We start from the raw sequence: 12,805 nt of genomic DNA on the forward strand, positions 1-12,805 counted from the left end.
GATCGGCACTTTCTGCGCGAGCGGGCGGGGCGCCGGAAGTGCCGGTGTACGAGGGATTAGTTGTTGGGAACCGGATTTTGCGGGCGGGAGGGTGTGTTGACATGACTCGGAGGTGGGATGGTGGCGGGGAGCGGGGCAGGACAGGATGAGGCGATGCGATTTCTTCGGCCCCGTCTTCGGTCCCTGATGCTGCTGCCTGCCATGCTCTGCCTGTGCTCGGCCGGGTCATGGGGCGTGGTGAGCACGTCGTGGCAGCAGCCGGAGGTGCGCCGCGTGGTTCCGGGAAAGATGACGCTGGGGAAGATGGCGTTGAGCAGGGCTCACAGGCGAGTGCACAGAGGAGATGGCGATATCTCCGAGAGCCTGCGGGAGGATGTCGCCCGGCATCCGAAGGACTTCGTGATCTTTCCGTCGCGCATGGCGGCGGGGCATTTTCTGCGCGAGCACGTCTCGGAGACGACCCGGGAGACAGAGCCGCGGATGATTCGCAGCGGAGTGGTGGGTTACTGGCAGGGAAAGACGGTGGTGGTGGTGCCGACGATTTCGAGCATGCTGGATGCGGATGATCCTTCACGGGACAGGAACTAGCGCAGACAGGAATTAGCAGGACAGGAGCCGTGGCGCTGCGGCGTTTTTCTTCTCAGATCAGAGAAATGATTCGAGCCGTCTTCGACTGCGCCGTTGCGTCACAATAGTGGGATGGATTCGGTTCGTGCAGATAAGTGGCTGTGGGCGGCGCGGTTCTTCAAGACGCGGGCGCTGGCGTCGAAGGCGTGCGATTTGGGAAGGATTGACTGGCGCAAGGGCGAGATCGCGTGGCAACCGGTGAAGGCCTCGCGCGACGTGCATGCGGGGGAGATGCTGAAGATCCGCAACGCCGGCGGGGAGTTTGTGATTGAGGTGCTGGCGCTGAGCGAGGTGCGAGGATCGGCTTCGGTGGCGCAGACGCTGTATCGCGAGACGGATGAGAGCAAGGCGGCGCGCGCGGCGGTGGTCGAGGCGAAGAAGGCGATTCCGATCTACGAGAGCACGTGGGAGGCAGGTCGGCCTACGAAGCGGGATCGCCGGGTGATCGATAAATTTCGCGGTCGTTGAGGAATGTGGCGGCTCGATGGGTGGACGGACAGACGTGGTCGGAAAACAGGTCCGTCCACGGCGCTTTCGTTCCTTCGGCACGCCCCAACAACTGGCGGCGGGGAGCCACTTCTTTCTCAAGGCTAGCAGCCACTTTCGTAACAAGATAATCAGCTGCGCTCGTTCAGCCGTGGTCAAATCTGCGATCAGGCTGTTCTCGTTCTCAAAATGTTCGGGGAATGAGAACCTCTAAGAGCTTTCATTCAAGCAAATCGCTAGAGTGGATTTCCGGCTGTATAGCAAAACGGAGAAGCCGGCACTTCGAGAAGCCGTCTATGATTCCTGGATGAGCTGCAAGGCCTGGATTCCACCTGCAATCCTTTTGACTGCACTTGTGCTCATGGTTGGGTGCAGGCACAAGGATTTCGACAATGTTATCTATGCGATTCCGCGCGATGCGTCGGGGTCGTTGTACGTCATGGAGCATGCCGGCATGACTCACGCGGCCGAGCGTGCGGGCATGAAGATCTATTGGAACGGCCCACGCGGCAGCGATGATACGGAGCAGGAGATTGAACTGGTGGAGCGCGCGATCGGGCAGCGTAATGCCGGCATCGTGCTTACACCGACGGCCGCATTCGCACTGGACACAGCAATCCAGCGCGCACTGACTGAAAAGATCCCAGTCGTCATCCTGGGGGCGCCGATCCCCTTTCCTCCCGACCCAAATCTCACGTTTGTGCTGACCGATCTGGATATGTCGGCACGGCTTACGGCAGAGCATCTATGCAACATGGGAGAGACCGTGGGCGAGGTGGCCGTGACCGGCATCGATCCTGTCACGCCGGGAAGCACGACGTTGGTGTCTTCGTTCGAGAAGCATCTTGCGCAGTGTGCTCCAGCTCTCCGTATCGTCAGCAAGGTGGGAGGAGCAGGGACAATTGGACAGGCGGAGATGACGACCGCGAAGATATTACGCGAGCATCCAAAGCTAGTTGCCCTCTTTGCTCTCAACAGCACGGGAACGATCGGCGGAGCTACGGCGCTGCGAAGTATGCATCGCGGCGGAGTGCATCTGGTTAGCACGGATTACACGCAGGAACAGTTGAACCTGTTGCGGCGGGGTATTGTCGATGGGTTGATTGTGTCCAATATGCGGGCGATGGGAGAGAGGGCCGTCGAAAATATTGCGGCGTTGCGGAGAGGTCAGCCGGCCCCAGCAGTCTCTGTCTTCGAGCCAGTATTGATTACACAAAAGAACATGGATAGTGAGCCGATAAAAACTCTACTGAAGATGGACTGGAGAGCCTTGCCATGAAGAAGCATCTCGTGGCGGGGGCGCTGGTGGTGTTTGTCGGTGCGGCTTTTATTGTTTTCGCCTGGCTCCGCTATCAACGCGTCAAGCTGCCATACAAAGATCGTTTCACGCAGCATCAGGGGGCGGAGTGGTCTGCGATGGGCGGCAACTGGCAGATTGCAGGCGACTCGGTGGTGAATCGTTCCGACGAACACGGGGCCAAGCTCGTCACTGGCGATGCGAGGTGGAAAGACATCGTCCTGGATGCGGATCTGAAGCTGATTGGTCACGCGGGAGACGTTGGATTAATCGTCCGCGTCAATGACGCAGAGCCGGGCGTCGATTCTTATAGTGGCTACTATGTCGGTCTGCGCTCGGGCGATCAGGCGCTCGTGATGGGAAGGGCCGATCACGGGTGGATGGAGGGGACACCGACAGAGGTGGCTGGCGGTGTCAATGCGGCGAAGTGGTATCACCTGCGCGTGGTGGCGCAGGGATGTTTCATTGGTGCGCGAGCGACCGATTCGGCGACAGGGCACGATACCTGGAGCCTGATGGAGGAGAAAAGCTGCGTGAGGCAAGGCAAGATCGGTCTTCGTTCCATGGCAACCGGCGGCGCGTGGCGGAACATCGAGGTGCATCAGGCGCGACCGGCTGATCTCGCAGCCATTCGCGAGCATGTCAGCCAGATACAGACACCGAAGTTCCACTTTCGTGAAGCAGATCTCTCCTATATTGATGCGGTGATGCGACGCGACAGCTCTGAATTAGAACCGACGGACATCCATGTCAATGACACACAGTCCCCTGTAACGATTGAAGCGATCAAGATGCAGGGAAGCGGAACGCAGAATGCTACGGTCATCCGCGGTTTTGTCACCCTCTTATCGCCTTTGTACGTGCAGGATGCGACAGGCGGTATTGCTGTGATCTCTCCTGTTGCGAATGCGCTGAATATGGGAGACGAGGTTGAGATCAACGGGCAGGTCGAAAATATCAGCGAGCGTGTAAGTCTTATTCCTGACAGTATCCGACTCACAGGAGATCGTACTCTCCTGCCTCCCGCTTCGGTGACGTCGACACAAGCGGCGGAGGTTCCTTTTGACGGAAAGCTGACGGAGCTGCGCGCGCGGTTGTTGAGCAAGAGAGTGGAAGCGAACGATCGCGTGACTTTGCTGCTGGAGGACTCGGCGCAGACCTTCCGCGCGGAGAGCCCACGCGGGCTCTCCGATGAGCAATTCGACAAACTCGTTCCAGGAAGCGAACTCCGCATCCGCGGTGTATGTCGCGTGGGGCCGTGGCAGGGCAAGGAGGGTGGGGCGTTTGCTATTTTGATGCGATCCATGGAGGATGCTGAGGTGATTAACGGGCCTCCGTGGTGGTCGACTCGTCAGCTGGCGCGATATATCACTCTCCTGGCGTTGCTGATTGGATTGGGAGTCTACATCTACCTGAGGGTGCAGCGTTCCAAGATGCTGGCGATCCTGCACGAGCGGGAGCGGCTCGCTCACCAGATGCACGATACCCTGGCACAGAGCTTTGCCGGGGTAGGCTTCCATCTACAGGGCGTGCGCAACTCTGCGCGTACCGGCGCAATGACGATGCCGACCATTGTGGACAAGCTAACCCTCGCCTGCGATCTCGTCACCAGGACACACCGGGAGGCGAGTGCGGAGATCGCAGCGTTACACCCGGGGGCAGAGGACGGTGCGGATCTGCTCACGCTTCTGGAGCGAAGCGCCTACGCGATGATGGAAGGGAATCAGTTGCCGGTACGGCTTTCTCGCGAAGGAAACGCGCATGATGTCTCCCTTGTAGTTCGTGATGCGCTCTTTCATATCGGTCGCGAAGCGATCGCAAATATTCTTCGTCACGCCGATGCAAGCGAGATTGCGATGCATGTTCGCTATGACTATCGCATGGTGACGCTGGAGATATGGGATGACGGCCAAGGATTCAACTATGCAGCGAACGCCAATGGTTTCGGCTTCCGCGGCATGAGGCGGCGAGCCGTGAGTATCGGGGCACAACTCGCCGTGATATCAACGGAGAGGAAGGGGAGCTGTATCCGGGTGCGAGCTCCTTATACGACTCAGCGGACGCTTTGGCAGAAGATCCGGTTGCGATATAGCAGCGGATCGAAGGCCGTTTAGCCTAATTCTGTTCGAGCCGCACGAGGCCCCGCTTGATTGCAACCGCGGTAGCTTCGGTGCGATCGCGTGTGCCGAGTTTCTCCAACAGATTAATGACGTGATTGCGGGCGGTGAACTCGCTGATGTATAGCAGGTCGGCGATCTCTCGATTCTTCATGCCTTGAGCGACGAGCTGAAGTATCTCTCGTTCGCGCACGCTGAGCTCGATGCGTGCAACACGCTCTGCAAGCTGTTGCGCGATGTGTGGAGGAATGGAACGGCCCCCCTCGTGGACAGTGCGAATCGCGGTGACGACATGCTCCATGCTCGCCGTCTTTAAGATGTAGGCCATCGCACCAGCTTTGACCGCACTAAAGACGTCTTCATCGGAGTGATAGTTCGTCAGCACTGCGCAACGAAGCTCCGGATGAACCTGGTGCAGACGTCGAATCATCTCTTCGCCGTTCATCTCCGCCATCCGAAGGTCCGTCAGAACAACATCCACATCCACGGGAGAGACCTTCTCGATGACCTCCAGTGGCGAGGCCGATGTCCCGACCACCGCGATGTCGGGTACGCTCTCAAGCATTGTTTTCAGCCCCATGCGCACGACCTGATGATCGTCGACGACGAAGACGCGAATTGGGGTGGAGGCAGGCATCGTTCTGGAGGAATCATTCTAAAACGTTGCGATCCTGTTTGGTGGCCTATTCGAGCCGTAATTTTGACAGACCAGGTTGCTTCGATTACGTTGAGGGAAGTGCTGACCAACCACATCACAACTTGTCGCCAGTGTCCTCTTCGGAGTGACGCCGCTTGTTGTGTTGGTTGTTGTCTGTAACACGCGAACACACTCACTCATCTTCCCCGGAGACGCTGGTTCGGTCTGACCATAGTGCTACAGCACTGCCTGTTTTTGGTGTTGCCAATCTATTGACCGAATTTCTCAAACATTACTAGGATTGTCGCGCTTCCAAAAGTGCACAAAGTGTTTGTTCCGAGGCCATCCTGCACCACCTTGGCATTTTTCGATTCATCGCAAGTTTTGAGGCTCGACATGAAACTGCAGCGTCACTTTATTCGCTTTATTCTCCCAGTTCTGCTTCTTGGTTTTTCCATTGCATCGTCCGCTCAGCAGCAGTCAGCTTCGTTGACGGGTTCGATCACAGACACCACCGGCGCCGTCATCCCCGAGGCCACGATTACCGTCACAGATGTCGAGCATGGCACGAAAACCACTGCAACGACGAATGAGCGCGGCGAATATGTCTTTCCGCAGCTGCCGCCCGGAGACAACTATCAGATCGCGGTCACGAAGATGGGGTTCAAAGAGACGGTGCAGAAGGGCGTCGTCCTGCAGGTCGCTCAGGCGGCAAAGATCGATCTGCACATCTCCACCGGAAGCACGACAGACAGCATTACGATTACCTCTGATCCGCCACAACTCGAGACGCAGACCTCATCGCTTGGACAGGTCATCTCCGGGCAGACGGTACAGAATCTACCTCTCAACGGCCGGAGCACGTTTCGCCTGATTGCACTGACTCCGGGCGTCACGTTCTCTCAGTCAGCGTATGGGCAGTTCGGCGACGTCGCGGTGAACACGACGTGGGACACAAACTTCACCATCAACGGCGGCCGCGCGCAGTCGAACGAGATTCTGATTGATGGCGTACCGAGCTCGGCCGGGTTTTTCGATCAGATCACGACCCTGCCGACGGTGGATGATACGCAGGAGTTCAAGGTTGAATCGAACAATCTCTCCGCGGAGTATGGCCGCTATGCAGGCGGTGCCATCAACGTGACGACAAAGGGAGGCACGAATCAATTTCATGGATCGGCCTATGAATTCTTGCGGAACTCCTACTTCGATGCGAACGACTGGTTCAACAAACGCGCCGGTAATCCACGCGCTCCGTTCCGCATGAATCAGTTTGGCGGCGTGATCGGAGGTCCGCTGTCGATTCCTGGTCTTTATGACGGAAAAGATCGTACTTTCTTCTTCTTCTCCTACCAGGGAACGCGGCGCACAAAGGGTGCAACCTTTATTGGCACCGTGCCGACGGCAGCGCAGCGTGCTGGTGATTTCAGTGCTATCGCCGCAACCATCTATAACCCATACACGACGGATCCTGCCACGAAGGTGCGTACTGCTTTCGCAGGCAACAAAATCGATCCCTCGTTGCTCGATCCTGTTGCGGTGAAGATGGCGGCTTACTATCCGCTGCCTAACACCGGAGGCCCACTGGCCATTGCGAACAACTTTCTGAGCAACGAGCCTGTGCGTCTCTCGCAGGATGTTTACAGCCTGCGCATCGATCAGAATGTGACGCAGAAGTATCACATGAGCGGCCGCTATGCCTATAGCCGCACACCCCTGACGCAGCCCGACTATTTTCACAATGTCGCGTCGTCAGGTACAGGTGCGGTCGGCACGACGACGTTCGTCAACCAATCGTTCTCGTTCAATAACCTATACCAGTTTTCGCCTACGTTGCTGATGAACGCCAACTATGGCTTTGCCCGATGGTTTCAGGCCCGGCAGACGCGGAGTTATGGCTTCGATAACAGCCTTCTTGGATTTCCGCCTTCGCTGGTCAGCGCGATTACGATACCGATGTTTCCTGCGGTAAACATCACTGGCTACACAGGGCTTGCGAACCAGAGCTACCTTTCCAACGGCAACGATACGCATGCGGTTCTGATCAACCTTACGAAGATCCTCTCGAGGCAGACGCTCTCGGTTGGCGTAGACGGCCGTCTTCGTCGCATCAACTTCTTCAATGTCAACAACAGCGCCGGCACGTACAGCTTCGCAACGGCGCAGACCCAGGGCCCGGTTGCAAGCAGCGCAACGGGCGGTAATGCCTTCGCAAGCTTCATGCTCGGCTTCGGCAACTCGGGCACTATCCCGGTTGGATCCGGCGTCGAGTTGCAAAACTTTTATGGCGCCGTATACGTACAGGACGACATTCGTCTTACCAACAACTTCACGGTGAACCTCGGTCTTCGTTACGACGGAGAGACGGGCTTTACCGATCGCCACAACGAGCTCAACTACTTCGACCCGACGATCGCGAGCCCGGCGGCTAATTCAAGCTTCCCCAATCTGACGGGCGGCCTGGTCTTCGCTGCTGCGGGGAATTCCCCTCGTACGGTCTACACACGGCAGCACAACAACGTTGCTCCCCGCGCGGGCTTCGCGTTCAGCCCCGATGCTTCGACGTCGATTCGCGGTGGATTCGGGCTCTCCTACGCTCCGCTTGAGGTTGCGAACAACGCGGTGGGTTTCTCGCCCAGCCTGGGTTATGCATCGTCTACCGCGTGGAACACCTCGCTCGATGGCGGCTTTACACCGCAGAATCTGCTTCGTAATCCTTTCCCCCAGGGGCTTGTGCAGCCGACGGGTGCTTCGCTTGGGGCAGGCACGCAGTTGGGGCAAACGCTTACCGTGTGGAATCACAACCCGTCGACGCCGTATTCGATGCAGTGGAACTTCGACGTTCAGCGTCAGTTCCCGCATTCCGTACTCTTCGATCTTGGCTACTCCGCTTCGCGAGGAGTCCATCTCACGAGCACGTTTGAACGCAACGCGCTGGATCCCAAGTATCTCTCGCTGGGAACGGGGCTCACCACGCAGGTTGCGAATCCGTTCCAGCCGTTTGTCGGTATCGGCACTTTGTCGAATGCGACGGTGGCGCGCCGTCAGCTGCTGCTGCCCTATCCGCAGTTTCTGAGTGTGCAGGAGGTGAACAATCCATACGGATCGTCGACGTATCATTCGCTGCAGACGAAGCTCGTGAAGCGAATGTCGGGCGGAGTCAGTTTGCTGGCGTCGTACACATGGAGCAAGCTGATCTCCAATGTGAACGCGCAGAATGCTCCAATCGGTACGACCGACAACACCGGCGTACAGAACTATTACGACCTGCGGGCAGAGCGTTCGGTCTCCGAGCTGGACCAGCCTCATAACCTGATTGTGAATACGGTGTATGAGCTTCCGTTCGGCAACGGGAAATACATCTTTCGCAATGCTGGAGCGCTCACGAACAAGTTCATCGGCGGCTGGAAGCTGACGGGCATCTTCACGGAGCAGAGCGGATTTCCTCTCACGCTGAGCGCAGCCGGTACCGGGGCGGGCACGAGGCCGAATTTTGTGGCAGGACAGAACCCGCGCATCAGTGGCGATCGCTCGAACCAGCAACGCGTCTTAGCTTATTTCAATACATCGGCGTTCATTACTCCGCCGGCTTATACGTTTGGAAACGTGGGACGCACCTATGCCGGGGTCCGCGGCCCTGGGGTTCAAAACCTGGATGCCTCGATCCAAAAAGATACAACGTTCGAGAAACTGCAGGCCGAACTGCGCCTTGAGATGTTCAATGTCACCAACACGCCTCACTTTGCCATGCCTGACATGGGCCGGCAGAGCGCTACGTTCGGCGTGATCAACAGCGTATTGCCATCGCCGCCGCAGCGACAGATGCAGGTTGCGCTTAAGCTATCGTTCTAGGGGAGTATTGGGATGAGTATGAATCGCCGAGATGTCATCAAGAATGCTTTGCTCTCCGCGGGAGCAATCTCCGCGGGGAGTGCTATGGCGCAGGAGGTGAGCGCGCAGGCAGCACAGAAGCGGGTTCCGCACGAGAGTTATCCTTCACCTCCTCGCAAGACCAATGGCGAACGCATGCCGAATGTTCTGTGGGTCTGCACGGACCAGCAGCGATTCGACACGCTGGCGGGGCTCAGCAATTCGCTTATCAAAACGCCGAATCTTCAGAAGTTCATGTCTGAGTCAGTGACGTTCACGAACACGTTCTGTCAGACGCCCATCTGTTCGCCATCGCGCGGCAGCTTTCTCAGCGGTCGTTATCCCCACGTGACGGGTCTTCGCGCAAACGGGCAGCGCATTCGCCCGACAGAACGATTAGTGACGCGTATCCTTGCCGACAATCAGTACACCTGCGGTCTCGTCGGAAAACTGCATCTTTCGCCTTGTCTCGGCGGGCGTGTTGAAGATCGCATCGACGATGGATATGAGGTCTTCAAGTGGAGCCACGATATCAGCGACCAGTGGCCACTAAAGAATGAGTGGTATAACTGGCTGGCAAAAGAGGGCGTGAAGATACCGAAGGCGCCTCCGGGACATGTGTGGGGCATGCCGATTGATCCGAAGTATACGCAGACAGCGTGGTGTGCAGACTCGGCGATCGATTTCATGCGTCAGCAGAGAGATTTCAATCCGTGGCTCATGTCAGTGAACATCTTCCAGCCGCATCATCCGTTTTATCCGACGGAGGAGTATCTGCATCGCTATAACCCGAAGGATATGCCCACACCGGCGTATCGCGAGGGTGAACTCGCGAACAAACCTGTCTTCCAGACGACCGACCACCGCGGCGCGTATGGCGGCGGTGGGATCTCTTTTGAAAAGACGTCACCGCAGGAGCACCTGGAGATTACCGCGGCCTATTACGCGATGATCGAGCAGGTCGATACCGATATGGGCCGCATGATGCATGCCCTTGAGGAGAGCGGCCAGGCCGATAACACCATCGTGATCTTTATGAGTGACCACGGGGAGATGCTGGGCGATCACGGTATGTATCTCAAGGGGCCGTATTTCTACGACTGCCTTACGCGGGTTCCGCTTATCGTTCGTTGGCCGGGCCACTTCAAGCAGGGGCTCAAGGTCGATGCGTTGGTGGAGTTGGTGGATATAGCTCCAACGCTTGTCGAGGCGGCTGGGATTCCTGTTCCTTCCGGTATGCAGGGACGCTCGCTGATGCCCCTGCTCACAGGGCAGACGACACAACATCGTGACTCGGTGTACATGGAGTACTTCGATGCGAACGCAACCTATGAGATTCCGCCGATGCTCACAAGTGTGCGCACAGACAAATGGAAGTTGAACTACTGCGACAAGCCCCGAACGGGCGAGTTATATGACCTGGAGAAGGACCCCGGTGAGTTCAATAACCTGTGGGACGATGCGCATGCTCGCGATGCCCGCGAAAGGATGATGCACCTGCTGGTGGGACGCATGATTGAGACGACGGATCCGCTGCCGGAACGGCACACCTCCTGGTAACGATGTCGAGAAAGGGAATGAACAAACGATGCGTATGAGATGGGTGGCTGGCGTTGTGCCTGCCGTTTTGTGTCTTTCGATGGCAGGACAAGAGCATCGCGCGCCTGCAGTGCCACTGGTGGCAAACGATCCGTTCTTCAGCCTGTGGTCGATGGGGGACAGACTGACGGACGTTCCAGTGAAGCACTGGAGCGAGGCGGCACAGCCGTTGCTGGGCCTGATTCGCATTGATGGGAAGACATACCGTTGGATGGGGTCGATGCCGCGCGGTTACTTTGGCATGGAGCCGGTCGAGGCGATGAAGCAGAGCTCGGTGGAATTGACGCCGCTGCAGTCGAAGTATGCGTTCGAGATGGCAGGGCTGGAACTGAGAGTGACGTTCTTCACGCCGCTCTTTCCTAAAGACCTCGATGTCATGTCGCGGCCCGTAACCTATCTGAGCTGGAGCGCCCGGTCCACCGATGGCAGGCAACACGCAGTCGATCTTATGCTCGACGTTGACCCGCTTGTCGCCGTCGATCAACCGGCGCAGCCGGTGACGTGGTCGCGTCTGCATGCAAAAGGACTTACGTTGTTGAATGTCGGTTCCCGCGATCAGCAGACGCTTCATCAATCGGGTGATCGCGTTCGCGAGGACTGGGGCTATTTTCATCTTGTTGTACCTGATGCGGCAAATGCTTCAACCGCGTTGTCGCTCGATGGAGTCCCCTCATTCGTCAAGTCGGGCGAGTTGCCCGATACGGATGAGGTTGCAATGCCTGCACCTGCTGGCCGCCGAGGGCATGCGGCGCATCTAGCGGCGAAGTTGCCTTTGGGATCTGTGGGAGGAACCGCTGTCGAGCGGCATGTCGAGCTGGCATACACTGACGGCTATTCGATCGAATATCTGGGGCGCAAACTACGTGCCTACTGGCAGCGTAATGGCATGAAAGAGTCGGAGATGCTTGCCCTGGCGGATGAACAATACCCAGAGTTGAAGCAACGCGGAGATCGATTCGACGCGGACACGATGGCTGAGATGGAGCGTGCCGGCGGCGCAGACTACAGTTATTTGACGTCGTTGCTGTTTCGTCAAACCATCGCAGCGCACAAGCTGGTGGCCGACCTCGATGGCACGCCGATGTTCTTTTCCAAGGAGAATGACAGTAATGGATGTATCGATACTGTAGATGTAACGTATCCTTCGTCACCATTCTTCCTCTTGTTCAATCCCAAGTTGTTAGAAGCACAGCTTGAACCATTGATGCGTTATGCGGCGTTACCGCGCTGGCGGTTTCCATTCGCGCCGCACGATCTCGGCACCTATCCGCTCGCTAACGGGCAGGTGTATGGAGGAGGGGAGGAGAACGAAGAGAATCAGATGCCGGTGGAAGAGAGTGGCAACCTGATCCTCATGATCGACGCGCTGGAGCGTCGCGAAGGGAACTGGAGCTTTGCGAAGAAATACATGCCGCAGCTCACGCTGTGGGCAAAGTATCTTGAAGAGAAAGGATTGGATCCTGAAAATCAGTTGAGCACCGACGATTTCGCGGGCCACCTGGCACATAATACCAATCTGTCTATCAAGGCGATCGAAGCGCTCGGAGCTTTCGTACAGATCGCACGAGGCGTAGGGGAGACTAAGCTGGCAGATCACTACGAAGGCGTCGTTCGCAAGATGCCAGCGCAGTGGGAGAAGATGGCTCTCGACGGGGATCACTACAGGCTGGCCTTCGATCAGCCCGGTACGTGGAGTCAGAAATACAACCTTGTGTGGGACGACATCCTGGATCTCCATCTCTTTCCGAAGCAGGTTATGGAGACGGAGTGGAGGTTCTATATGACGCAGCTTAAGCCGTACGGTCTGCCACTGGACAATCGTAAGACGATTACAAAGCTGGACTGGGAGGTCTGGACTGCGAGTCTGTCGGCAAAGCCGGAGCAGTTCCAGGATCTCATTCATCGATTAGTGGTGTGGTCGGACAGCACCTCTTCTCGTGTTCCCACAACGGATTATTACGATGCGGTGAACGGAAAGCAGATAAGCTTTCAGGCGCGTTCCGTTGTTGGTGGCGTCTTCATCCGAGCCCTGATGAAACGCCCAGAGGTGGTCGGATCCAAATAAAAGCCGCGCGATACCTTCAATATCTGCATAAGCTTTGCTGAAGCCATCGGCGATGGCTTCAGCCGCATCGGAAACATGACAACGTTAGGGCCGCAGCACGAAGTCAT

The 12,805-nt window shown here is 57.2% G+C and carries 8 protein-coding genes; 7 read left to right on the top strand and 1 reads right to left on the bottom strand.

The window, feature by feature from the left end:
* Window positions 1-153 precede the first annotated feature (153 nt).
* The 4 genes from PW789_RS06940 to PW789_RS06955 all read left to right on the top strand — a co-directional run bounded on the left by PW789_RS06940 (window position 154) and on the right by PW789_RS06955 (window position 4,524).
* Window positions 154-588 carry a hypothetical protein gene (locus tag PW789_RS06940; RefSeq protein WP_299373399.1) on the top strand — a complete coding sequence of 145 codons (435 nt, stop codon included), beginning with the start codon at window positions 154-156 and terminating at the stop codon, window positions 586-588.
* 111 nt (window positions 589-699) lie between these two features.
* Window positions 700-1,095: an RNA-binding S4 domain-containing protein gene (locus tag PW789_RS06945; protein ID WP_299373402.1), complete on the top strand. Its 396-nt coding sequence runs from the start codon at window positions 700-702 to the stop codon at window positions 1,093-1,095.
* A gap of 325 nt (window positions 1,096-1,420) precedes the next feature.
* The gene (locus PW789_RS06950) at window positions 1,421-2,392 is read left to right on the top strand and encodes a substrate-binding domain-containing protein (protein ID WP_299373404.1); all 972 of its coding nucleotides are present in this window, start codon (window positions 1,421-1,423) and stop codon (window positions 2,390-2,392) included.
* Complete coding sequence (locus PW789_RS06955) at window positions 2,389-4,524, top strand: ATP-binding protein (RefSeq protein ID WP_299373407.1); 2,136 nt, start codon at window positions 2,389-2,391, stop codon at window positions 4,522-4,524. Before PW789_RS06950 ends, PW789_RS06955 begins: the two co-directional genes overlap by 4 nt.
* A 1-nt stretch (window position 4,525) precedes the next feature.
* Here PW789_RS06955 and PW789_RS06960 read toward each other — a convergent pair whose 3' ends face one another.
* Window positions 4,526-5,164: a response regulator transcription factor gene (locus tag PW789_RS06960; protein ID WP_299373410.1), complete on the bottom strand. Its 639-nt coding sequence runs from the start codon at window positions 5,162-5,164 to the stop codon at window positions 4,526-4,528.
* Between the two features lie 396 nt (window positions 5,165-5,560).
* On the opposite strand from PW789_RS06960, the gene PW789_RS06965 reads away from it, so the two are divergent.
* The 3 genes from PW789_RS06965 (at window position 5,561) to PW789_RS06975 (ending at window position 12,698) form a co-directional block, all read left to right on the top strand.
* Window positions 5,561-9,016 carry a carboxypeptidase regulatory-like domain-containing protein gene (locus PW789_RS06965; protein WP_299373415.1) on the top strand — a complete coding sequence of 1,152 codons (3,456 nt, stop codon included), beginning with the start codon at window positions 5,561-5,563 and terminating at the stop codon, window positions 9,014-9,016.
* Between the two features lie 18 nt (window positions 9,017-9,034).
* Window positions 9,035-10,594, top strand: coding sequence for a sulfatase-like hydrolase/transferase (locus PW789_RS06970; protein WP_299373418.1), 1,560 nt, complete (start codon window positions 9,035-9,037; stop codon window positions 10,592-10,594).
* A gap of 79 nt (window positions 10,595-10,673) precedes the next feature.
* Window positions 10,674-12,698, top strand: a complete 2,025-nt coding sequence (locus PW789_RS06975; RefSeq protein ID WP_299373559.1) for a glutaminase family protein — start codon at window positions 10,674-10,676, stop codon at window positions 12,696-12,698.
* The last annotated feature ends 107 nt before the right edge of the window (window positions 12,699-12,805 follow it).

Source organism: Edaphobacter sp. (genome assembly GCF_028283685.1).
Classification (GTDB): Bacteria; Acidobacteriota; Terriglobia; order Terriglobales; family Acidobacteriaceae; genus Edaphobacter.

Bases quoted from the DNA above. Each gene is read 5' to 3' on its own strand.
- PW789_RS06940 (WP_299373399.1), top strand. From the start codon at position 154: ATGCGATTTCTTCGGCCCCGTCTTCGGTCCCTGATGCTGCTGCCTGCC.
- PW789_RS06945 (WP_299373402.1), top strand. From the start codon at position 700: ATGGATTCGGTTCGTGCAGATAAGTGGCTGTGGGCGGCGCGGTTCTTC.
- PW789_RS06950 (WP_299373404.1), top strand. From the start codon at position 1,421: ATGAGCTGCAAGGCCTGGATTCCACCTGCAATCCTTTTGACTGCACTT.
- PW789_RS06955 (WP_299373407.1), top strand. From the start codon at position 2,389: ATGAAGAAGCATCTCGTGGCGGGGGCGCTGGTGGTGTTTGTCGGTGCG.
- PW789_RS06960 (WP_299373410.1), bottom strand. From the start codon at position 5,164: ATGCCTGCCTCCACCCCAATTCGCGTCTTCGTCGTCGACGATCATCAG.
- PW789_RS06965 (WP_299373415.1), top strand. From the start codon at position 5,561: ATGAAACTGCAGCGTCACTTTATTCGCTTTATTCTCCCAGTTCTGCTT.
- PW789_RS06970 (WP_299373418.1), top strand. From the start codon at position 9,035: ATGAATCGCCGAGATGTCATCAAGAATGCTTTGCTCTCCGCGGGAGCA.
- PW789_RS06975 (WP_299373559.1), top strand. From the start codon at position 10,674: ATGGCAGGACAAGAGCATCGCGCGCCTGCAGTGCCACTGGTGGCAAAC.